Annotated in this window: 14 protein-coding genes; 7 read left to right on the top strand and 7 right to left on the bottom strand. The window is 37.4% G+C overall.

Features of this window, described 5'->3' with window-relative positions; translation table 11 throughout:
- The first annotated feature begins 56 nt into the window (after nt 1-56).
- Nucleotides 57-8,531, top strand: a complete 8,475-nt coding sequence (locus tag RMA95_RS16065) for a putative Ig domain-containing protein (RefSeq protein WP_311071856.1) — start codon at nt 57-59, stop codon at nt 8,529-8,531.
- Between the two features lie 129 nt (nt 8,532-8,660).
- Here RMA95_RS16065 and trmB read toward each other — a convergent pair whose 3' ends face one another.
- Nucleotides 8,661-9,377, bottom strand: coding sequence for a tRNA (guanosine(46)-N7)-methyltransferase TrmB (gene trmB / locus RMA95_RS16060; protein ID WP_019457446.1), 717 nt, complete (start codon nt 9,375-9,377; stop codon nt 8,661-8,663).
- Nucleotides 9,378-9,522: 145 nt separating this feature from the next.
- On the opposite strand from trmB, the gene RMA95_RS16055 reads away from it, so the two are divergent.
- The gene (locus tag RMA95_RS16055; RefSeq protein WP_311071853.1) at nt 9,523-11,961 is read left to right on the top strand and encodes an ExeM/NucH family extracellular endonuclease; all 2,439 of its coding nucleotides are present in this window, start codon (nt 9,523-9,525) and stop codon (nt 11,959-11,961) included.
- Nucleotides 11,962-12,169: 208 nt separating this feature from the next.
- Nucleotides 12,170-12,781, top strand: coding sequence for a glutathione binding-like protein (locus RMA95_RS16050; RefSeq protein ID WP_000781338.1), 612 nt, complete (start codon nt 12,170-12,172; stop codon nt 12,779-12,781).
- Between the two features lie 62 nt (nt 12,782-12,843).
- On the opposite strand, the gene RMA95_RS16045 is transcribed toward RMA95_RS16050, so the two are convergent.
- Nucleotides 12,844-13,188, bottom strand: a complete 345-nt coding sequence (locus tag RMA95_RS16045) for a hypothetical protein (RefSeq protein WP_191108487.1) — start codon at nt 13,186-13,188, stop codon at nt 12,844-12,846.
- Between the two features lie 173 nt (nt 13,189-13,361).
- Nucleotides 13,362-14,927 (bottom strand): alkyl hydroperoxide reductase subunit F, encoded by a 1,566-nt coding sequence (gene ahpF / locus RMA95_RS16040; RefSeq protein WP_311071852.1) that lies wholly within the window; start codon nt 14,925-14,927, stop codon nt 13,362-13,364.
- A 255-nt stretch (nt 14,928-15,182) separates the two neighbouring features.
- Here ahpF and RMA95_RS16035 point away from each other — a divergent pair, with 255 nt between their 5' ends.
- Both RMA95_RS16035 and RMA95_RS16030 read left to right on the top strand, forming a co-directional pair.
- Entirely contained in the window at nt 15,183-15,401 is a 219-nt protein-coding gene (locus tag RMA95_RS16035; RefSeq protein ID WP_032006575.1) for a DUF1653 domain-containing protein, read from the top strand.
- A gap of 45 nt (nt 15,402-15,446) precedes the next feature.
- Nucleotides 15,447-16,034, top strand: a complete 588-nt coding sequence (locus tag RMA95_RS16030; protein WP_311071850.1) for an O-methyltransferase — start codon at nt 15,447-15,449, stop codon at nt 16,032-16,034.
- A gap of 62 nt (nt 16,035-16,096) precedes the next feature.
- Here RMA95_RS16030 and RMA95_RS16025 read toward each other — a convergent pair whose 3' ends face one another.
- Nucleotides 16,097-16,312, bottom strand: a complete 216-nt coding sequence (locus RMA95_RS16025) for a KTSC domain-containing protein (protein WP_311071848.1) — start codon at nt 16,310-16,312, stop codon at nt 16,097-16,099.
- Nucleotides 16,313-16,504: 192 nt separating this feature from the next.
- Nucleotides 16,505-17,068 carry an alkyl hydroperoxide reductase subunit C gene (gene ahpC / locus RMA95_RS16020; protein ID WP_003652649.1) on the bottom strand — a complete coding sequence of 188 codons (564 nt, stop codon included), beginning with the start codon at nt 17,066-17,068 and terminating at the stop codon, nt 16,505-16,507.
- 352 nt (nt 17,069-17,420) lie between these two features.
- Here ahpC and hrpA point away from each other — a divergent pair, with 352 nt between their 5' ends.
- Nucleotides 17,421-21,278 (top strand): ATP-dependent RNA helicase HrpA, encoded by a 3,858-nt coding sequence (gene hrpA / locus RMA95_RS16015; protein WP_311071842.1) that lies wholly within the window; start codon nt 17,421-17,423, stop codon nt 21,276-21,278.
- Between the two features lie 95 nt (nt 21,279-21,373).
- Nucleotides 21,374-22,480: a beta-ketoacyl-ACP synthase III gene (locus RMA95_RS16010; protein WP_013198471.1), complete on the top strand. Its 1,107-nt coding sequence runs from the start codon at nt 21,374-21,376 to the stop codon at nt 22,478-22,480.
- A gap of 105 nt (nt 22,481-22,585) precedes the next feature.
- Here the strand turns inward: RMA95_RS16010 and RMA95_RS16005 are convergent, their stop codons facing one another.
- Complete coding sequence (locus RMA95_RS16005) at nt 22,586-23,842, bottom strand: OprD family outer membrane porin (RefSeq protein WP_311071839.1); 1,257 nt, start codon at nt 23,840-23,842, stop codon at nt 22,586-22,588.
- A gap of 44 nt (nt 23,843-23,886) precedes the next feature.
- Nucleotides 23,887-25,245, bottom strand: coding sequence for an aromatic acid/H+ symport family MFS transporter (locus RMA95_RS16000; protein ID WP_311071837.1), 1,359 nt, complete (start codon nt 25,243-25,245; stop codon nt 23,887-23,889).
- Nucleotides 25,246-25,342 lie beyond the last annotated feature (97 nt).

Below are 25,342 nucleotides of genomic sequence, written 5' to 3'. Positions count from 1 at the left end.
TCAGAAACCTTATTAAAAATCTTAAATCGAATTAATGATTAAACAGGGGAAATCATATGAGTACAATCCAAAATTTAACAACTAAGCAAATTAAAGAGTATCAAGACCTAATACTAGCACAAGGTATTAATGCTGTTCCTGGTGTTTATAATGTACTAAATAATATCGGCTTTGGTTATGCTGGTTGGGCATTTGGTGTATCAACCGGGAATACTATAACAGGTACAGGAGCATTGGATTTTATGCAGGAGACAGCTCATCGCTTGGGGACAACGATTAGCGCTGAAACCGTTGAAAAAATTCGAGTTGGGATGCTTAATGGTTATTTAAATGCTTTACTGGAAAAGGCAATTAATAATGGAGGTTTTGTTAATGAAGAAATAGATTTTCCAAAAATACGAGAATTTCATATGCAGGTTTTTAATGCTAATGGTTTAAACATTAATTATTGGACATTAGAAACACCCATGAAAATTATTATGGAAAACTTTGGTATTGATGTTGTTAACCAAAAGTGGAAGGAAATAACAGAAACTGAAGGCAAAGCTCCAGCTGGATTATTGAGTAGTTCGGTACTAGTAGATTGGGTTACAGAGGCTAGCCATGGAACAATTAATTTAGATAAAAACGATAATTTAATTACTCGTTCTGAGTTATTGATTCATCCAGAATCGCGATTAAAAATTGAGCAAACTAAAGATGTATCAGATTATTCGAATGATGCAGAAGAATGGCTGGCTAGACTATCCTTAGGGGGTTTTGGTTCTGTAGGGCATTATTTTTTAAATAATTTTTTTGGTGAGGATAACTATTGGGCTGTTGGTGATCAAGATAAGATTGATCAAAACGATATATTATCAGTTGAGTCTGGTACAGATGTCTCCTATGTCTATGGCTTGGGGGGAAATGATAGAATATATGGTTTAGAGACAAATTCTAATTTCATTGGATTATACCATTCATCTTATAGTACAAAAGATCGTTTCTATGGTGGGACAGGAAATGATGAACTTTATGGTGGTAGTAATCGAGATCAACTTTATGGTGGACTTGATAATGATCATTTATACGGTGGAAAGGATAATGATCACTTAGAGGGCGGAGAAGGAGATGATATTTTAGATGGCGGAGAAGGAGATGATATTTTAGTTGATGAGAAAGGTGATGATACTTATATTTTTGATGGAAAATATGGATACGATACCATCTATGATTTAGATGGTAATGGTCAAATAAAAATAGATGGTGTGGCTATATCTGTTGGTGAAAAAATTAATAATAAACTTTGGAAAAGTGCTGATGGACAATACACGATAGCGTTAGTCGATGATTTCGATGGTGTAACGACAACACAAAAAATAGTAATTAGTAAAGAAAATGATAATAAAAGTATTACTGTAAAATACTTTAATAATGGTGAGTTAGGCCTCAATTTTGGTGATTTAGAGAATAATAGTACTCCACCATCTGATACCTCGATTTATGCCTTTGGAACAGACGGTAATAATATTATTTTTGGTGAACGTTATGTGGCAAGTTTTGCAGGAAATGACTTTATTCATTCTACTAATGAAAATGCTGTCATTATTGCCGGTGATGGTAATGACTTAATTTCTACAGGCCAAGGGGATGATGTTATTTATGCTGGAGTAACTACATCAGAACAAGATAATAATATTATATTTTCTGGAATTGGTAGAGATCAGGTTTATGGAGGTGCTGGTAATGATATTATTATGACCTCAAATAGATTGGATGCAGTAAAAGAACCCTTATTAAATCAAATTGGAAATGCAAATAGTGGGGCCACAGAGTTAAATAAAGAATATAATATTTTAAACTTTAATTTTGAACTGGATTTAGATAAGAATAATAAATTTTCATATTATATATATAATAATTTAGGGAAATCTACAGAGCAGATTCTTCCTTTTTTCGATATTTATTATACAGGCCAATATGGTAAATACTATCTTTATAACTTTATAGAAGCTTTAAATTATGGTCATGGTTACGCAGGAAGTGATATTGCTTATGGCGGTCTAGGAAATGACATTATTTTGGGTTCATCTGATAAAGACTTTCTATATGGTGGAGAAGGAGATGATGCTATTTATGGATTGGATGGCAGTGATTATCTATATGGTGGTGATAATAACGATACCCTATATAGTGGGGATGGAAGTGATGAACTAATAGGTGGTAGTGGAAATGATGAGCTTGTTGGTGGGCTTGAGCGAGATACCCTATATGGTGGTGAAGGCGACGATATTATCGAAGCCGATTTAAAAGATTTGGAAGGTAAGTTTGCTCCACCAATTGAATCTGAAAATTATAATCGTTTCGGTGATGATTTAGTTTATGGCGGTGCAGGAAACGATAAGATCTTAGGAAACTTAGGTAATGATGAAATTTATGGGGATGATGGCGATGATGAAATTTTGGGAGATCACCTGACATTAGAAGGGAAATATCATGGCGATGATAGATTATTTGGAGGTAATGGTGATGACAAAATATGGGGGAATGGTGGAAAAGATATAATTGAGGGTGGAAGCGGAAACGATCATATTTCAGGAGATTATGTTTCATTAGATGGTGTATACCATAGCGAAGATACTTTATATGGTGGAGATGGTAACGATACGATTTTGGGGCAAGGTAACGCAGATTACATTTTTGGAGGCGATGGTGATGATTTAATTACAGGAGATGATTCGGATTTAGATGGACAATATCATGGAAATGATGAGATTCATGGGGATGATGGTAATGATGAGATTAATGGAGATGGTGGAGATGATGAAATCTATGGGGATAAGGGAAATGATAGGGTTTCTGGGGATAATTCAGCTCTAGATTCTCAATATCATGGTAATGATAAAATCTACGGTGGTTTAGGAGATGATCTGTTATGGGGGGATGGAGGTTCTGACATTATTTATGGGGGAGTTGGTAGCGACTATATAGAAGGAGATAATACTCAGTTAGATGGACAATATCACGGTGATGATACGCTTTATGGAGATGCTGGTAATGATAATATCCATGGTGATGGTGGTTCGGATATTTTATATGGAGGTGATGGAGATGATCACCTTGTAGGTGATGTAACTGATGATCGTACTTCCGATGGTAATGATCAACTTTATGGTGGAAGTGGAAAAGATATTTTATTGGGTTTTGATGGTAATGATATTTTAGATGGAGGAGCGGGAGATGATATTATTTATGGTGGAAAAGGCAATGATACTTTTATAAGTAATGAAGGGAATGATCAATTAGCTGGGGGCGAGGGAAATGATACATACCATATTCAAGTAAGAGATTCGGAAATTAATATTTTAGATAGTTCTGGAGAAAACCACTTTTATTTAGAAGGAAATTTTAATCTTTCAAATATAAATATCTATCATTATAATAATGCAGTTAGTCTTATTAGTCCAACAATAAGTCAAGATCCTGATGCTGTTTTACCCCAGTTTAAATTAACTTTTTTTGATGATAGTGAAACTCAACCAACAATTGATGGGGGAATTGTCACAGATGAATATGGAAACAACGTTACGGGTGGTTATAATCAATATCTTCATTTTAATCGTAATGAATATAATATAAATACAAATTTAAATAATACAATTCAGAATGATTATGTTATTCATCTTGATACCTATTTAAAAGAACGTGAAGGATTAAGTTATAAAATTTTGAATACCTCTTGGCATGGAATCCAAGGGTTATATCTAATTTTCACTAATAGTTATATTAAAGATGATAATTTAATTTATGAAAATTCCGATTTAAGTGACATTGTTGATATTCAACAGATTAGAAATAATGTTGTTTCGTATGGGCAATATCAGGCCAATGAATATCACTTGTTAGGAGGAAATGATCAAACAACAGGCTCTGAGAGTGAAGATATTGTTTATGGTGGAATTGGCGATGACACTATCAAAGGTCTTGGTGGTTCAGATCAGCTCTTTGGCGATGAAGGGGATGATAGGTTAGAGGGGAATACTGGCAATGACTTTATTAGTGGGGGCACTGGTAATGATCAACTCTTTGGTGGTGAAGGTGATGATCAGTTAGAAGGTGGTGAAGGTGATGATCAGTTAGAAGGTGGTGATGGAAATGACATTATTGAAGGTGGTGATGGAAATGACATCATTAAAGGTGGAAATGGTAATGATATCATTAAAGGGGGCATTGGCAATGATCAACTTTTCGGTGGTGTTGGTGAAGATCATTTAGAAGGTGGGGAGGATGATGACTATTTAGAAGCTGGCGACGGAAATGACATTATCGAGGGCGGCACTGGCAATGATCAACTTTTTGGAGATATTGGTAGAGACGTGCTTTACGGTGGAGATGGTGATGATAAATTATACGGTGGAGATGATAATGATATTTTAAGTGGAGGAAAAGGTAATAATATTTTAGAAGGAGGAAATGGGGAAGATATTTATTTGTTTGATATATTTAGTCAACAGAATACTATCTATGATGGGGATGATAGTATATTAAAGTTTAATGGAATAACTTCAAAAGATGTAATAATTGAAGTGGTGAAAGATGATTTAAATATTCATTATAATGAAAGTTCATTAGTTACAATTTCTAATTTTATATTGAAAGGGAATATCAAGGAAATTCAGTTTGATGACTTGACTCTAACAAAAGATAAGTTGAATGAGTCAATAACAATAACAAAACTAGGAGATGGTGGTGATAATTACTTGGGTGGCTCTGCTGAGTTTAATAATATCATGTATGGTGGTGATGGTAATGATAATTTATCTGGTGGAAAATTATTAAATTATCTTTATGGTGGAAGTGGTAATGATTCATTCCAAGTAAATTATTCATACTCTCAATCAGAATTTAATTTATTTGGTGGGTTGGGTTATGATTCATACAATTTAAATTTAGGTACAAAAACTTGGATTGAGGATGAAGACTATCTTGGGGTTGTAAATGTTGATTCACAAATCTATTTTACATTAGTAGGTAATGTTTTTATTCGCTCACCAAATAGCAGTTCTGCTGAATTAATATCTCAAAATAATGGACATACAGAATATAAATACACATTGAATAATAGGCCGTTACTTCAAGCAACTTATGATTATCATTCTAAAACATTTACTCTCATGAAGGATGATTTGTTTGTTTTTGGGTTAAAAAATATAAACGCAGCTAGTGATTTAAGTTTATATAAAAATATGAATATTAGAATCGATGGTGAGGATGTTTATCATACTAATGCTACTTATAGTCATTATCTAGCTACTGAATTTAAACTAACAGATTTTATTTCATCTATTGGCGATGTGAAATCTATTTATGATGATAGCGATAATGTAATTGATGGTTTTGGAAATTTAAATAATTTAATTTATGCAGGAAATGGCAAAAATATTATTTTAACTCAAAGTGGGAATGATACCATTTATTCAGGAAGTGGAGCAGACACTATAGATGTTGGTAGTGGAAATAATAAAGTTGAAAGTGGTGATGGTGATGACCAAATAACTATAGGTCAAGGGAAGAATTATATAATAGCAGGCGCTGGAAATGATATTATTCTAGGTGGAAAAGGTGAAGTATATGGGGGTGAAGGCAATGATTATATATCTATAGAAAGTGGTGATGTTTATGGCGGTAATGGTGATGATACTCTTGTTGCTGGAAAATTAGGTAATTATTTAGATGGTGGGGATGGAGCAGATCATCTGATAGGAGGGTCAGGTGATGATATCTTTATTGTGGATGAACAAGATACTTATGAAGAAAATGATCAAAATGGTGGTTACGATACAATTTATATTGCTAAAAATTTTGATCTTGCATTAAATAATTTTGAGGCTGTTACATTATTAGGTAACCAGAATATTAATGCCTATGGAGATGAATTTGATAATAAATTAATTGGCAATAATGGCAATAACTATATTGACGGTCGTGCAGGTAGTGACTATATGCAAGGAGGTATAGGTAATGACTATTATGTTGTTGATACAACCGAAACCATTGAAACTGATGATAATGGTGTTACTTACATTATAGATGGAGACCAGATTGTTGAAGATATTGATGGTGGTATAGATACTCTTGAACGTTGGGAAGATGCACGCTTTATTAGTCAAGATGAAAATGGAAATCCAGTTTTAACAGATAGTTATAAAATATTAGAAAATAACATCGAAAATCTTATTTTAAAAGGTAATGCTAAAACAGGATTTGGTAATGATCTTGATAATATCATTGTTGGAAATGAGCAAGATAATTATATTGATGGTTTAGCCGGAAATGATACTTATATTTTTAGCCGAGGTGGTGGTACGGATACCTACAGCTTTGAAGATAATGTTGATGCTGTAAATATATTAAAAATTCAAGGTTATTCAGCTAATGATGTATCTGCTCAAAAATATGGCGATAGCGTATATCTTAGTTTTAAAGGTACAAATGATCATATTTGGCTTTCTAATTATTATATTGCAGATACCGAAAATACCACCTATAAGATGGATCAGATTAATTTTGATTCTGGAGTGATTTGGGGTGTTGATGATATTAACACATTAGTTAATAGAGCCTTAACAAACCATGCACCAACTGTTAATGCAGCTATACCATTAATTACAAGTAATCAGGGAACTGAATTTAGCTATAAATTTGCTAATAATATTATTGTTGATCAGGATAGCTGGGATTCTTTGAGTTATAAAATTACTTTAACGACTAAAGATAGTAGTGGACAATACCAATCTATTCCATCATGGTTAAGTTTTGATACTGCAACACAAACTTTATCTGGTACTCCTCCTACTAATGTGACTGGCAACTTATCGTTCTTTTATTGGGGAACAGATATGTATGGTTATAGTACCGCCACCTCATTTAATTTAAAAGTTAGTCTACCGAACCAAGCTCCAACATTGTTAAATGCAATTGCAGATCAAAGCGTGACGGATGCTAAAGCATTTAGCTATACCGTTCCTGCAACAACATTCAAAGACCCTGATGGTGATACATTAACGTATTCGGCTACCTTAGAAGATGGCTCTCCATTACCATCTTGGCTTAGTTTCAACCCAACTACAAGAGTGTTGAGTGGCACTTCACCTGATAACACAATGCCGCTAAATATTAAAATTACAGTCAAAGATATTGCTAACCAATCAGTTTCTGATGTGTTTAAGCTAACATTTGTTGTTCAAAATCAAACAATAAATGGAACAAGCAATGCTGATACGTTATATGGAGCTTCAGGAAATGACACCCTAACAGGACAAGCAGGTAATGATATTCTCTATGGGCAGGCAGGTAATGATACTTTAAATGGTGGTACTGGTAACGACACAATGTACGGTGGAAAAGGTGATGACACTTATATTGTGGATAGTACTGCTGATGTTATTAGTGAAAGTGTGAATCAAGGAACTGATACTGTCCAAAGTAGTGTTACTTACACATTAGTAAATAATGTGGAAAATTTAACCTTAACAGGCACTACAGCAATTAATGGTACAGGTAATGCACTCAATAATGTGATTGTTGGTAATAGTGCAATTAATACTTTAACTGGTGGCGCAGGTGATGATTATCTGGATGGAGGAGTTGGTGCAGATAAATTATTAGGTGGAACAGGTAATGACTCTTACGTTATTGACAATACAGGTGACATTGTCACGGAAAATACCGGTGAAGGGATAGATACTGTTCTTAGTTCAATTACTTATACTCTCGGTAATAATCTTGAAAATCTAACATTGACTGGATCAACAGCAATTAATGGTACAGGTAATGCGCTCAATAATGTACTTGTTGGTAATAGTGCAATTAATACTTTAACTGGTGGTGCAGGTGATGATTATCTGGATGGAGGAGCAGGAGCTGATAAGTTACTTGGTGGTTTAGGTAATGATACTTATGTAATTGATAACTCTGGCGATACTGTTACAGAAAATGCTAGTGAAGGTATAGATACGGTTCTGAGCTCTATTACTTATATATTAGGCAGTAATTTAGAAAATTTAACTTTAAGTGGTTCAACAGCCATTAATGCAACAGGTAATACATTAAATAATACTCTTACAGGTAATAGTGGAATAAATGCTTTAAATGGTGGAGCTGGTAATGACATTCTGGATGGACAAGGTGGAAATGATCAACTTACCGGTGGAACTGGGGCTGATACCGCACTATATCAATTATTAGTTCAATCTGATGCTCTGGGTGGAAATGGTACAGATGTCTGGTCTGATTTCACTATTGGTAATACCTCATCAAATACAAATGCAGATAAAATTGATATTGGTGATCTGTTAATTGGTTATTCTGGTACTTATAGCTTTACTAGTTTGGAACCATTTATAAAAACTGTTGTGAGTGGTTCAAATACACAGTTATATATTGATAGGGATGGTGCAGGAACGACGTATAGTAGTTCATTGTTGTTAACATTGAATAATACAAACGTTAATTTAAATGATCTAATCAATAACCAGCAAGTTATTATTTAAAAATTAGGGCGATGAGACCAAAATTATTTTTGGTCTTTATCTTAAGTTATTAATTTATTTAAAAGATTAAAAAAGGCATTAAATACTAATATTTAATGCCTTTATTTTTTTGTCTTTAGTAGTTAAATTTTACTTAATCTTTTTAAAGATAAAGTCATTAATCTTATGACCTGACTCAATACCACGGCGCTCAAACTTAGTCACAGGGCGCCATTCTGGTCGAGGGTAACTGTTGCCTTTACCAGCTAAATTTTCAAGATCTGGACGATTGTCTAGTACATCAAGCATCCATTCTGCATATGGTTCCCAGTCTGTTGCTGCGTGGAATGTACCACCAAGCTCAAGTTTCTGTTCAACCAGTTGCATACGCTCATGAATAACAAAACGGCGTTTGAAATGACGTTTCTTTTGCCAAGGGTCTGGGAAGTAAAGTTGTACACAGTTGATACTGTTGTCAGGCATTTCACGTAAAACTTGAATCGCGTCTGCATCGAGTACACGTAAGTTTTTAAGTTCCGCTATACCTGCTTCATATAAACATTGAGCAATACCAGGTACGTGTACTTCAATACCTACATAGTTGCGTTCAGGGTTGGCTTTTGCCATAAGCACTAATGAACGACCCATACCAAAACCGATTTCAACAGTTAAAGGACGTTCTGGATGTTCGAAGTGCTGACGTAAGTCACCAACGGGGTATTCCAAAATTAAATCGCGATGTTGTTCTAATGCCGTGCGTTGAGACGTATTAAGTGGTGCTGAACGACGCATAAACGTCACAATTTCACGGTGTTCAGGCAAATTGTCTAAGTCTGCAATTTGCGTTTCTAACTGATCGATCGACATAACCTTGGCAATATTGAAATTCAAATGCGGTATTTTAAGTCTTCAGGTGGTCAAGTCAAATATTTCGGTGTTTTTCTTCATGTAGATGTCATGATCAATATTTAATCTAAGAAGCTAATTAAAACTCACATGAACAATTTTACTCATGAAAACTTTTCAGTTAAGAACACTTTCGGTTTTTTTAAGTGCATTTGGTGCATTTTCATATAGCTCAGTTGCTCAAGCACAGCTTATGTTTAGCCAGTATGTTGATGGCAGCAGTAATAAAAAAGGGTTAGAGATTTATAACCCAGATGGAACTACTGTTAACTTAGCAGACTATGAAATTCAACAGTTTAATAATGGTGGTACTGCAAAAACGGTGACTTTCCGTTTACAGGGTACACTTGCGAGTAAGCAGAAGTTTTTAGTGGGCCGCTCAGAGCTGCAAACTGAACTTGGCAATAAAGTAAATCAAGTAGCTGCCTTGTCTTTTAATGGTGATGATGCAGTTGTACTCGTTTATAAAGGCACACCTGTCGATCGTTTTGGACGTATTGGTGAGCGACCTGAGGCAGGTTGGGGAACGGCTGTTTCAAGTTTGGGAAATAGTTTTAAACGTATTGAAACTGAAAATCCAGCTTTAAGTATTGACCCAACCGCAGCATTTGATTTGGACCACTCATGGACAGCATGGGCAAACCGAAATGATTTTTCAAATCTATCGGGTTCTACTACTCAGCCGCCGGTGCAAACGGTGAGTTGTTCGAGCTCAGATACACCCATTGCCGATTTAGCAACGTCAACACAAAACCAGACTTATACAGTGCGTGGCGTGATTACTGCTGACTACCGTTATGCCAATGGTTTCTCAGGCTTTTATATTCAAACACCTGACACCAAAGCACGTGCGAATGTAAGTAATGCCATTTTTGTTTATATTCCAAATAGCAGCACGGTAAAAGGTGGCCAAGTTGGTGATGAGGTTATTTTAAGAGGTCGTTTAACAAGCTATCAAAACCAGCTACAAATTGATCAATTACAGCAGGATATTCAAAGCTGTAATAGCAATATGGCAAATCAGGTTCAGCCGATTAGCCTTGAACTCCCGTTTGCTAGTTTAACGGGCGGCTCAATTAATTCACCGCAGCGTTATCAAGGTATGTTGGTTAAACTACCTCAGACTTTAACGGTGAGTGAGAACTATAATTATGGTCGCTATGGTGAACTCTCATTAAGCTTAGGTCGCTTATACATTCCAACCAATTTATATCCTGCCTTGTCGCCAGAAGCGAAAGCTTTAGCTCAGAAAAATTTATTATCAAAAATCATTTTTGATGATGGGTATAACAACCAAAACCGTACTCCGTGGTTACCGACAACTTTTAGTGCTGCCAATACATTACGTTCAGGTTATCAGCTTAAAAATGTTGAAGGGATTTTAGAGTATCGTTTTAATGGCTGGCGCGTACAGCCAGTACTTGGACGTACGCAACCAGAAGTAGTTACTCAAACCAATCCACGTCAGGGTGTCATCACAAAAAATGCCAATCATATTCGTGTAGCTTCATTTAACGTTTTGAACTATGACAATGGTGCAACAGGCTTCCCAACAGAACGTGGTGCAAACACACAAGCAGAGTTTGATAAACAGCACCGTAAAATTGTGAGTGCATTAAAAGCGATTGATGCTGATGTGTACGGTTTAATGGAAATAGCCAACAATGGTTATGGTTCAAATAGCGCAATCGCTCATTTAACCAGTGCATTAGGTCCAGACTGGAAATATGTAGTTCCTGAAAATTTAGACCGTTTAGGTGGCGATGTTATTGCTGTTGCGATTGTTTATAACAGTAAGCGTGTGAAGCCTTTAAACAAACCAGTTGTGCTTGATTTGGGCGATAAAAATCGAACGACCTTAGCACAGACTTTCCAAGCAGTTCGTGGCAATAAAACGTTTACCGTTATTCCAAACCATTTGAAGTCAAAAGGCTGTACTGGAGTTGATGTTAACTCTACGGATGCGGACCAAAAAGATGGCCAAGGTTGTTGGAACCCGACTCGTGTAAAAGCAGTTGATCAAATTGTGCAGTGGCTCGCGAAAAACCCGACACAAGTTCCTAAGCAAAATGCTTTACTTGTTGGGGATATGAATAGCTATGCAAAAGAAGAACCTATTTTAGCCTTTGAAAAAGCCAATTATAAAGTCTTACTCAATGACGCTAAGGTTGGGCAAGGCGCTCAGGCATATAGCTATGTGTTTGGCGTGGCAAGTGATGCAAATGGCAATGGTGGAGCGGGTAACTTAGATCATGCAATTGCCGATGCAGATTTATATCCAAAAGTAGTTCGTACGTTTGCTTGGCATATCAATGCTGATGAGCCAACAGTTCTAGACTACAACGAAGAATATAAAACCGATGAGCAAAAGGCGCTGTTTTATGGCGAAGATGCCTATCGTTCTTCGGACCATGACCCTGTCATTGTCGATCTAGATTTAAATGGTAAAGACTCAAGTCATCCTGATAATGGCAACAAAAATCCTATTCTGGATTTCTTAAACCAATTAGTGGAATGGTTTAGCCAACTTTTTAAACGTAATTAACGGTAAAAAATGCGTGATGGGAATGTGTTTTATCATATTTTAAACAATCGTCACGCAAGACAACTTGCAAGGTCCAACTTTTTCAAGAATATTAGATAGTGTAAGTAATTTATAAATTTACGCTTTTTTACAATTAAGGAATTGTACAAACCTTGCAGGTTTTTTAGAAGCAATTTAAAACGTTAATGTAAGATAAGAAGGATCAGATATGAAATTATATTATTCGCCAGGCGCATGTTCTTTAGCTGCACATATTATTTTAAATGAAATTAATGTTGATTTTGATTTAGAACGAGTAAATTTAAAAACACATAAAACAGAAAAAGGTGCAGATTATTACGAAATTAACCCGAAGGGCTATGTACCAGCTTTAGAAATTAACCCAGGTTTGATTTTGACTGAAAACGTGGCGATTTTACCGTTCCTTGCTCAGCATGATCCTAAACAAGATTTGATTCCTCCTTCAGGCTTAGGCCGTGCGAAAGTGTTGGAATGGTTGGGTTATTTGAACTCTGAACTACATGATGCTTATGCGGTATTTTTTGGGGCGCCGTTAACAAATGATGAAAAGACCAAAGCTTATGCTGAAATCGACCGTCTTTTAAAATATATCGATAATTATTTGGCTGAGTCGGATTATGACTATTTAGTAAATGATAATTTTGGTCCAGCTGATGCATATTTATTTGTTTTAACAAATTGGTCAAATTCAATTGAGCATGATTTAACGCCGTATAAACATATTATTGCATTACGTAATAAAGTTGCTGAGCGCCAATCTGTACAAATTGCGATGCGTGATGAAGGTTTAATTTCATAAACGATTTTAAACCTATTAAAAAAGCCCCTAATCAATAGGGGCTTTTTTATGTTGAATATAACTTAGTGTTGAGCTTTTTCTTTTACATCAGCAGCTGCATGTTCAACAGCTTGAGCTGTGTCAGCAGTTGCTTTACGCGCAGTCGCTTCAGTTTGTGCAGCAGCATTTGCAGTTTTATCGGCAGCGTGGTCAGCAGCAGCATCAATTTTAGCTGTAGCATTGTCTGTAGCAGTTGCAATATCGCTCGCAGCTTTGTCACCCGCAGATTTAATATCAGCGGTTGCTTGTTTAGCAGCATTTTCTAAATGTTCACCTGTAGTCGCGCCAGTTTCTGGAGCTTTATCTTTATTACAACCAACAAGGGCAACAGTCGCAGCAAGACCTAAAGCAACAAGTAATTTATTCATTGTGTTTTTCCTTCTAATTCATGGCATCCAAAATTATGGATGTCTAAAATATAAACATAAAGTAACTGATTAATAAAGATCAAAAATTGTTAAAAAGTTGTAACTTCAATATTAAAAAAGCCTAGCATTTTGCAATGCTAGGCTTTCGTTCAAGAAGAAGGAGCTAACCAGTTTTACTGCCCAGAACGAATGATGTAATCAAACGCAGAGAGTGATGCTTTAGCACCTTCACCGGTAGCAATAATGATTTGCTTGTAAGGCACAGTGGTACAGTCACCCGCAGCAAATACACCTTGCACATTGGTTTCGTTGCGGTCATTCACAATGATCTCACCACGATTAGTTAACTCAACTTCACTGTCTTTCAAGAAGTCAGTGTTTGGTAATAAACCAATCTGTACAAAGATCCCTGCAAGCTCTACCACATGCTCTTCATCAGTCGCACGGTCTTTATATTTAAGGCCAGTCACTTGTGAGCCATCGCCTAACACTTCTGTACTTAAGGCATTCATAATCACAGTTGTGTTTGGCAAGCTATGCAATTTGTTTTGCAAAACTTGGTCAGCACGTAGTTTTGTATCGAACTCAACCAAAGTTACATGTTCAACAATTCCTGCAAGGTCAATCGCAGCTTCAACACCCGAGTTACCGCCACCAATCACAGCAACACGTTTACCTTTGAATAATGGGCCATCACAGTGTGGGCAGTACGCAACGCCACGGGTACGATATTCTTGCTCACCCGGTACATTCATTTCTCTCCAACGTGCACCTGTAGAAAGGATCACTGTTTTCGATTCAAGCTTTGCACCGTTTTCAAGTTCAACTGCAACCAAGCCATTTGCAGTCTGGTTCGCGCCTGTGATTTTGCTGACACGTTGCAGGTTCATGATATCAACATCATATTCACGAACGTGTGCTTCCATCTCGGCAGCAAACTTAGGACCTTGAGTCTTTTGCACAGAAGTGAAGTTTTCAATGTCCATGGTATCCATCACCTGACCACCGAAGCGTTCAGCTATGATACCTGTGTTAATACCTTTACGTGCTGCATAGATTGCTGCTGTTGCACCCGCAGGTCCACCACCAATCACCAATACATCAAACGCATCTTTGGCATTGAGTGCTGCTGCATCTTTTTCAGCTGAGTTGGTATCAAGTTTTGCCACGATCTCTTCAAGCGTCATACGACCTTGACCAATGTGTTCGTTGTCTTGGAATACCATTGGTACAGCCATGATTTTGCGTTGTTCAACTTCGTCTTGGAAGAATGCACCATCAATCATGGTTGCTGTAGTGTTCGGGTTATAAATCGCAATCAGGTTCAGCGCCTGTACTACATCCGGACAGTTATGACAGCTTAAAGATACAAACACATCAAAGTTAGCTTTGAGGTTTAAACCTTTAATCTGGTTCAGCAATTCATCAGAAACTTTAGGTGCATAGCCAGACACTTGTAACAGAGCCAAGATCAAAGATGTAAACTCATGACCCATCGGTAAGCCTGCAAAGAACACACGAGGCTGTTCACCTGCTTTAGCCACACCAAAGCTTGGACGACGTGTATTGTTGCCATCAAAACGGGCAGTTACCTTGTCAGAAAGCTCAGCGATTTCTGTCACAAGTTCTTTAATTTGAGCAGCTTTATCTGATTCATCTAAAGCAGCAACTAATTCGATTGGACTTTCTAAACGTTCTAAGTAAGCTTTTAATTGAGTTTTAATGTTTTGATCTAACATCTGTTTTTACTCCAATGCATCCAAATTCTTTCAATAGATGCATAGTACGTTAAAACAATAAATAGGTAAAACAGTATGTTTTTATATATTTGATCGGTTTTTTGAATTATTAAATCTATTCATAAATAAGATCAATAATTTATCTCTAAATGCTCTTTATTACTCTTTTTTATCTTTTAAAGTGAAAGTATTTAAAAATTTATATATGTTATATGGCTGTAAAGATTTTATGTCATAACATTAAAAGGTACTTTCATGTCATTGCAACGCGGCATTTATCAGCATTATAAAGGTAATCTCTATCAAGTTTTTTCTGTGGCAAAACACAGTGAGACTGAAGAAGAGTTAGTCGTTTATCAGTGTCTTTATGGTGACTATTCAACTTGGGTTCGACCACTGAATATGTTTACTGAAACTGTGCAAATGGCTGACGGAAGTATCGTGCCGCGTTTCAAGTTAATTCAAAGCACTTAACTCAAACGACCTTCATATAAAATAACGATTTAAAAGGGTGAATATATGCCAAATACTTTTTTCTTACAAAGAGTTGCCGATTTATATGACACCTTTAAACAGCATGATTCACAGCAATCTGATCGTTTACAACGATACCGTAATATAGAAGTAGAATCTGCAAAATTAATTTCGCAATTTATTCGCATGCAACAAGCCAAGGCTATATTAGAAATTGGTACTTCGACAGGGTATTCAACTTTATGGCTAGCTGAAGCCGCTCAGGCCACTGGTGGGCAGGTGACTACGCTTGAAATTGATGCAAAGCGAAGTGCTGAGGCGAAACGCCATGTTGCTGAATTAGAACTCAGTGAAATTGTTCAATTTTGGGTTGGAGATGCAGCCGATTATTTAAAAGAAGCAAACGAAGTTTATGATTTTATTTTGTTAGATGCTGAACGTGACGTATATGAAAGTTATTGGCCAGATTTAAAACGTTTAATTAAGCCTAAAGGTGGAGTTTTAGTGGTTGATAATGTGATTTCTCATGCAGCAGAAGTAAATTCTTTTTTATCTTTAATTAAAAAGGATGCAGATTTCATGAGCAGTATTGTGCCTGTGGGCGCAGGTTTATGTTTAGTAGTCACAAAATAATTTTACTGAAATCGTTTTATATTCCAGTTGGGCCTGTTTTGAACAGGCCTTTTTTATATTTGTTATGAGGCAATCACCAAAGAGAGTCGTGTAAAGTGCAAATTAAATTCTAAATATTTATGTACAAAAGCGGCTTTATCCGTTGAACGTAATAAATTGTCATAAACAAATTCCGGAACAGGATGATATAGTTCTCCCGAACCATCGCTATAAAATATTTTTAAATGACGCGATGTCGCATTGTATTTCCATGAAGTGACGACCGCTGTATTTACCATAAATGTACCCCTTTATTTCATATCAAACTTACTCAAAAATTAACCAGTTGTTTATTTGACATTACTCAATGTTGAGGTCGCGGGGAAGGGCATAATTGTAAAAGTATCAGTAGAAAATGTGATGTGCTTATTCAAAACAAAAGAACCACCCGATAAAGGGTGGTTCTTTGAGTTTTTAAAATCTAAGAGAGATTAGATTTTACCAACTAGGTCGATAGATGGAGCAAGAGTTGCTTCGCCTTCTTTCCATTTAGCTGGGCAAACTTCACCTGGGTGAGCGTGTACGTATTGAGCAGCTTTTACTTTACGAAGAAGTTCAGATGCGTCACGGCCGATACCACCAGCGTTAAGTTCAACGATTTGGATTTTACCTTCTGGATCGATAACGAAAGTACCACGGTCAGCTAAACCTTCAGATTCAATAAGAACGTCGAAGTTTTTAGAAAGAGTCCAAGTTGGGTCACCAACTAATGGGTATTGGATTTTTTTGATTTCTTCAGAAGTGTCGTGCCAAGCTTTATGAGTGAAGTGTGTATCAGTAGATACAGCGTAAATTTCAACACCAAGTTTTTGGAATTCAGCGTAGTTGTCAGCTAAGTCACCAAGTTCAGTTGGACAAACGAAAGTGAAGTCAGCTGGATAGAAGAATACAACAGACCATTTACCTTTAAGGTTAGTTTCGTTAACTTCAACAAATTGGCCGTTGTGGTAAGCAGTTGCTTGGAAAGGTTTAACTTCAGTATTAATCAAGCTCATCATTGTCTCCATGATTGAGGTTTATATTTAAACTTGTTTACGAGATGTAGAATAAATAAAAATTCTTTATTGGGGAAATAGTATTTTTACATGACTAAAATCGGAAAATTGAATAAGTGATAAATTTACGATTTCTAAGTCCCCAAACACTGTATTCGATTTGACTGCAAAAACATGTAAATCAAATGACAGTTATCGTAAAAGAAACTTGCATAACAACATGAAGTCTAGCGAGTCAAAATTCAAGGGTAAAATTTTAAAAAATTAAAAATATATAAAAAACCAACTGTTTTACCTGAAGAGCATTAAAGCGTAAAATAGCGGATTGTTGAATTTTCAGGAAAATTTATCTGTGCTGAATGGTTTAAATATAGATCAATGGGTGATGGCGAGAGATCGTTACCGTTTAAATCGTTTGCGTAAAGATAAAAAAGCCGATACTTCAGAGATTGAAAAATTATTTGAACAGTCTAATGCAAAAGTTAGACAGCGTTTTGAACGACTACCTAAAATTAAACTGAATCAGGATTTACCTGTTTCGCAATATGCTGACCGTTTAATTGAAGCGATTCAAAAGCATCAAGTTATTATTGTGGCTGGTGAAACAGGTTCGGGTAAAACTACTCAGCTTCCTCAAATTGCAATGCTAGCAGGTCGTGGCTTAACAGGTATGATTGGTCATACCCAGCCACGTCGTTTAGCTGCACGTAGTGTTTCTCAGCGTATTGCAGAAGAAGTTGGCGAAAAGCTTGGCGAATCGATTGGTTTTAAAATCCGTTTTAATGAACAAGGCTCGCAGGACTCTATCGTACGGTTAATGACCGACGGTATTTTGCTTGCCGAGTTAGGCAATGACCGTTTCTTGTCTAAATATGACACGATCATTATTGATGAAGCGCATGAACGCTCACTCAATATCGATTTTATTATGGGTTATTTAAAGCAGTTATTGCCAAAACGCCCAGATCTAAAAGTGATTGTGACTTCGGCAACTTTAGATGTAAATCGTTTTAGTAACTACTTTAATAATGCACCAGTTTTTGAAGTAGAAGGTCGTAGCTATCCAGTTGAAGTACGTTATCGTCCAATTTCAGAGATGAATATTGGCGGCAGTGACGACGATGAGTTTGATGATTTTGAAGAAAATCTACCTCGAGCAGTTGTACAGGCAGTTGAAGAATGTTTTGCTGATGCCGAAGCAAAAGGTCACCCCGAACATGCCGACATTTTAATTTTCTCAAGTACAGAACAAGAAATTCGTGAGTTGCAGGAAACCTTGCAAAAGTATGGGCCGAGACACACCGAAATTTTACCGTTGTATGCACGCTTAGCAGTTTCTGAACAACAAAAGATTTTTAGTCCGGGTGGAAAAGGTCGTCGTATTATTATTGCGACCAACGTGGCCGAAACTGCACTGACGGTTCCAAATATTCGTTATGTAATCGACAGTGGTTTTGCACGTATATCGCGTTATAACTATCGTTCACGCGTACAACGTTTACCCATTGAAGCAATTTCTCAAGCAGCAGCCAATCAGCGTAAAGGGCGTTGTGGTCGTATTGCTCCGGGTGTGTGTATTCGTTTATATAGCGAAGAAGACTTTTTAAGTCGTCCTGAGTTTACCGAGCCTGAAATTAAACGAACCAACTTAGCATCTGTTATTTTGCAAATGCAGAGTTTAGGGTTAGGTGAGTTAGAAAACTTCGATTTCATTGAGCCACCAGATTTCCGCCTTGTAAATGATGGCCGTAAGTTGCTGATCGAGTTAGGTGCGCTTAACGAGAAGAAAAATGAGCTGACCAAAGTTGGGCAAATGATGGCTCGTATGCCAATTGACCCACGGCTCGCGCGTATGATTGTGGGTGGTGCTCATTTTGGTGTGCTTAAAGAAATTTTAGTGGTTGTCAGTGCGCTTGCAGTGCAAGACCCACGTGAGCGCCCTGCCGACAAACAAATGCAGGCTGACCAAAAGCATGCCTTATTTAAAGAAGCAGATTCAGATTTTCTGTTTTATTTAAAACTTTGGGAGACTTTAAATCCTAAAGGTGAAGCAGGCATGTCTGAAAACAAACGTCGTCAATTTGCCAAGCAGCACTTCTTAAGCTGGTTACGTTTACGCGAATGGAAACAGACACATAAACAATTGGTTGAGTTAGCTGAAGGTTTAAAACTGAGTTTTAATGAAAAACCTGCGAACTATGAAAACTTGCACCGTGCATTGCTGACAGGTTTATTGTCTTTTATTGCCAATAAAACTGATGAACGTAATATCTTTATGGCAGTGCGTCAGCAAAAGGCGAAAGTCTTTCCTGCCAGTACTTTGCACAAAACTAATACTGCTTGGGTGATGGCTTTTGAGATGGTGGAAACCTCTCAAGTGTACTTACGTACTTTAGCCAAAATTGATCCTGAATGGATTTTGCTTGCTGCACGTGATTTATTGAAATATCACTATTTTGAGCCGCATTGGTCTAAGAAAGCAGGGATTGTAAATGCGTATGCGCAAATTTCGCTGTTTGGTTTAATTATTGAACCAAAGCGCTTAATTAATTTTGAGAAAGTTGACCAGCCTGCTGCTCATGAAATTTTCTTACGTGATGCATTAACCACAGGTAACCTAGGTACAGTTCCGCCATTTTTAAAACACAATTTGCTTAAACTTGAGGAAGTAGAGCGAGTTGAAGATAAATTGCGTCGCCGTGATTTAGTAGTAGATGAAGAAACAATTTATCAGTTCTATGCCTCTAAAATTCCAGAAGAAATTGCAAGTCGAAGTAGTTTTGAAGACTGGCGTGCAACGGTTGAAGCAAAAAATCCACGTTATTTATTTATTGACGATGATGCGCTTTGGCTCAATGACCGCCCAACCACGCAGCAATTCCCTGATCATTTACATAATGGGCAGCTACGTTTAGCAACGACATATCATTTTGACCCGAGTCATGATGAAGATGGTGCCACTGTTCAAATTCCTGTGCAGGCGCTGCCTCAAGTTGATGAAAATATGTGGTCATGGGGAATTCCGGGTTGGCGCCAAGATTTAATTGAGGCATTACTGAAAGCTTTACCTAAAGACAAGCGTCGTAATGTAGTGCCTATTCCTGATACGGCTCGTAAGCTCATGCAAGGCATTGATGCTGTACATTTGCGTGAACATATTTTTAGTTATTTAGCTTTTGCCTTACGTGGTGAGCAAATTACTGACAAAGATTTTTCGTTTGAACGTATTGATCCATATTTGGTGCCTTTCATTAAGGTGATTGATGAAAAAGGTAAGCTGATTGCGAAAGGTCGTGATTTACCTGAGTTAAAAGCACGTTGCCGAGTGGAAACACATCGTCCAGTGAAACAGCAAAAAGGCGAGTTTAAAGATTTTCCTGAAAACTTTACTTTTGAGGCTTCTCATAAAGTCACGGGCGTTGTAGTTAAACAATTTCAGGCTTTAGTTCCGACCAAGGCTTTTGCTGACCTCGAAGCTAAAGATGAATCAGGCATTGTTATTCAAACGTTTAACGATCAAGCTGAGGCGATTAAACAGCATCGTGAAGGGATTATTCGTCTGGTACATATGCAACTTGGCGATTTGGTTCGCCAGTTGAAAAAGCAGATTTCAAAACCGCTTGCTTTGGCATATTCACCTTTGGGTGATAAAGCTAAGCTTGAGCAGATGTTGGTCTATGCAACGTTGCAAATGGCAATTACAACTTTGCCAATTAATGCAGATGAATTTAACAAACTGCTCGAGCAGGTCAAAAAGCAATTTTTGAGTCATGGTCAACAAGCACTTGAGCAGTTAAGTGATATTTACATTCAGTGGCAGCAAATCCGTCGTCAGCTTTTAGTACTTGATGCAGGAGTGTTTGGACGCAGTATTGATGATATTGAAGATCAGCTAGATTTAATGTCACTTAGCAATTTTGTTTATTGCCAACCCGTCGATCTTTGGCAGGAATATCCGCGATATTTAAAAGCGCTGCTATTGCGTTTAGATCGATTGCCAAATAATCTACAGCGAGATCATGCCGCTATTGATGATGTCGATCCATGGATGGACAAGGTATTTAAATTCAAAAACGATCCAAAAATCAAAGAATTGTATTTGATGTTGGAAGAATTCCGCATTTCTTTATTTTCTCAACCGATGAAAACCAAGATGCCTATTTCGCCAACTCGACTGCAAAAGTTATGGGATCGTTTGGGAATCAGTTAAGATAGATCGGGGTCTGTTTATGCTGTTGTTTAGCCTACAACGCAATTTATAAATGAAAGATTAACAGACCCTATTCATTTTTTTAGGAGTTTTACATGGGCATTCGTATCACAGGTACTGGGTTATTTCACCCAACAGAAATCATTTCTAATGAAGAACTGGCCGACAGTTTAAATGCTTATGTGGAACAATATAACCAAGAGAATGCAGAGAAAATTGCAGCAGGTGAGCTAGAAGAATTACGTGGTTCTAGTGCTGAATTTATTGAAAAAGCGTCTGGTATTAAGCGCCGTTACGTGATTGAGAAATCAGGTATTCTTGATCCAAATCGTTTGCGTCCTCGTTTGTCTGAACGTTCAAATGATGAACTTTCACTTCAAGCAGAGTGGGGCGTCATTGCTGCGAAACAGGCAATGGAAAATGCAGGCGTAACTGCTGAAGATATCGATGTTGTGATTTTGGCATGTTCAAACATGCAGCGTGCTTATCCAGCAGTTGCAATTGAAATCCAGTCAGCACTTGGCATTCAAGGTTATGCCTACGACATGAACGTTGCATGTTCAGCTGCTACTTTTGGTTTGAAACAAGCGGCTGATGCAATTCGTTCGGGTGCTCGTCGTGTTTTATTGGTGAACGTTGAGATTACATCGGGTCACCTAGACTACCGTAACCGTGATTGTCACTTCATTTTTGGTGATGTTGCAACGGCTTCTATTATTGAAGAAACGACTACTAAAACTGGTTTTGAAATTTTAGATATTCATTTATTTACTCAATTTTCAAACAACATTCGCAATAACTTCGGTTTCTTAAACCGTAGCGAAGATGCAGTGGTTGACGACAAGTTATTCCGTCAAGATGGCCGCAAAGTATTTAAAGATGTTTGTCCGTTAGTGGCAAAAATCATTAATGCGCAGTTGGAAAAAATGCAGTTAACTGCAAACGATATTAAGCGTTTCTGGTTACATCAAGCCAATGCCAACATGAATGAACTAATCTTGAAATATGTGGCTGGTAAAGAGGCAGATCTAAGCCGTGCCCCAATTATTCTAGATGAGTTTGCTAATACCTCTTCAGCAGGCGTTATTATTGCTTTACACCGTACAGGCCATGAAGTAGATAATGGCGAGTATGGCGTGATTTCATCTTTCGGCGCTGGTTATTCAGTCGGTTCGATTGTTGTACAAAAGCATGTTGCTTAAGCTACAAGATTAATTAAAAAAACGCTCGTAAGAGCGTTTTTTTATGAGCGAAATAATATAAAAAAGCGGGCCAAAATTAGCCCGCTTAGATTGAATAAAAAGTTATTAAAACTTTTTGGTGTAGTTTACAAACAAGCGGTCTTCACCAAAGTCATTGCCATGTTTAACGTTGTAATCAATACGAATATATTGCAGGGCAACGCCTTTTAAGAAGGGTTGCTGAAACGCATAGTTTAAAATCACATTCGACTCGGTTTCATGGTTTTTCTCACCATTGGCTGTTTTAAAGTCATGTCCGTAAACATATTTCACCATCGCATTTAAGCCCGGTACATAATCTTTAAAGTCATAGCCGTACATCACATGGTAAGACTTTTCGTCTTCTTTAAAGAAACCTGTTGCATTCCAGTTAATGAAATAAGTCTCTGGCAAAAAGCCATCCGGTAAAGGGTAAGCCGACTCACCGATAATTTGTTGATAACCTAAACCAAAGGTATGATTTTTTACTTTGAGTGTTTCTAGCACCCCAATGTTTTGTGCATCAATATCAAAAGTATTGCCGTCATCTTTTGCATTGAAATATTTAAACTTAGACGTAAGAGCAAAGTTAGGTTGTTTCCAATTATGCTCAAGCCCTACATAGTGTTTGTTGTAGAGGTCTTCTAAATTACCAAAGTAGTATTCGCCCTTGAGTGACGGCGTGAATTGATAGCGCAGATCTAAGTAGTTCAGGCCATCAGATTCTTTGGTAATTCCATTTGCCGTAAAGGAAAACTTTTTAAAATCTTCTTCATTTCGTGGCGACACTTTTTCAACGCGACCAATTTCAGCATAAAGCTGATCTGAAAGTTGCGACTTAAGATTGGTTCCCCAATAAGAAGCAAGTAATTGTCGGCTGGCATCGACAGCTGTTACAGGTAAATCTAACCAGAGTTCACCGACACTTAAAAGGGTTTTGTCATATCCCAGTTTTAAAGTTGCACCATATTTTAAAAAGTCCGATGCTTGTGACTGAGTTTCTTTATTAAAAGGCAAAACTGTATCAGCGACGTGTTTGTCTGAACTTAGACGTACAGCGTATTGAACAGAAGCATCAGCCCCAATCGTGATTGGTTTGTCTGCAATTTGCAGTGGGGTGTCATGCATTTTCGATTTATAAAATAAAGATGCTGCCTGAGACCAGCTACCCGTATCTTTGAGGGCATCATTATCAAAATTACGGTTGATATAGGCATTTTTTAGCGTGAATTTCCATTCATCTTCGGGCTGCTGATTTGGATTTGCAGCGAATGAATTGCCACACATCAACACTAAGGTCGCAAAAGTTAAAGCACATGGCTTAAAGCGGTGTAATAATTCCATAATCCATTTCCAAAAAGATGCGCCAGTCCTCGGCGCATGTATTTTTACTGCTGGGTAAGCGTGTTTTGAGGGTTAAAAGTTGATGGCGTTTGTGCGGCAACAGAGGCTTTTAGATTGACCATAAATATTGCAAGTGCAGCAATCACACCTGGAATTGCAATCGCTAAGAAATTCATTTGGTGAGGAAGCTCAAGAGTGAGTAGGGCTCCGGTTAAAACTGGTCCGATAATCGCACCAATACGGCCAATTCCAGATGCCCAGCCCATGCCTGTTGAACGAAGTGCCGTCGGATAGAACTGTGCAACGAAGGTATAGAGTAAGATTTGCGAACCAATTGTGGCAGCACCAGCAATCGCAATCAGACTATATAAAATAAATTGTGGACTATTAATGCCAAGCAGAATTAAAGCTGCTGATCCCACAATAAACATGATCGTAATAACAGGTTTTAAATGGAATCTGTCTGCTAAAGCACCGCCACCAATTGCACCGACCATGCCGCCAATATTGAGTGCAAACAGAAATAACATGCTCGCACCTAAAGAATAGCCCGCTTGCAGCATGAGTTTAGGTAACCAGCTTCCTAAGGCATACACCATGAGTAGGCACATAAAGAAAGCAATCCAGAACATAAATGTGCTGAAGGTACGACCCTGTTGGAAAAGCGCACGGACAGGTGCATCTGTTGTGGTGCTCTCGTTTAATACTAGTTGAGTATTGGCGTTTACCTGAGTTTGAGGCGCAATTTTACTCACAATACCTTTCGCCTGCTCGCTATGGTTTGATTTCACTAAAAAGGCGAGAGATTCTGGCAAAAAATTCCAGATGAGTGGGAGCAGCAACAGGGGAATACCCGCAATTAAAAACATGATTTGCCAGCCCATGTCTTTCACGAGCCATGCACCAAGTAGCGCTGATGTCATGCCGCCAATTGCATAGCCACTAAACATAATTGCGACTAATGTACTGCGGATTTTTTTGGGTGCGTATTCGGTCATAAGTGCGACGACGTTTGGCATAACGCCACCAATCCCAAGGCCTGCAATAAAGCGCAAAATAGCAAACTCAGTTGGTCCTTTGGCAAAGGCACCAATAAAGGTAAATCCGCTGAATAAGGTGACACAAATCAGGATGGTTTTTTTACGTCCCAGTTTGTCTGAAAGTGTGCCGAAAATCATGGCACCAAACATCATCCCGAATAGAGCAGCACTGGCGAGTAAACCAGCTTCTACCGCAGTTAATGACCATTGTTGCATTAACAGAGGAAGAGCAACCCCATAAATAACTAAATCATATCCATCAAAAATAATAATAAGTAAGCACCAGATTAAAACTTTCCAATGAAAAGATGTAAAACTGGCTTTATCAATTAACTCATTAATATTAACTTTGCTCGTGTCCATTTTCTTCACCTCCAATTTGTGAAGCATCGCGTTATTTTTTAATAAACTATTTTGTTATTGGATTAGAGTCAAAAACCTAATTGATATATCTTTATGT

The sequence above is a fragment of the Acinetobacter sp. V110_1 genome, from assembly GCF_031798975.1.
In the GTDB taxonomy this organism is placed as follows: Bacteria; Pseudomonadota; Gammaproteobacteria; order Pseudomonadales; family Moraxellaceae; genus Acinetobacter; species Acinetobacter nosocomialis_A.
This window is presented reverse-complemented; position numbering and strand designations above follow the sequence as displayed.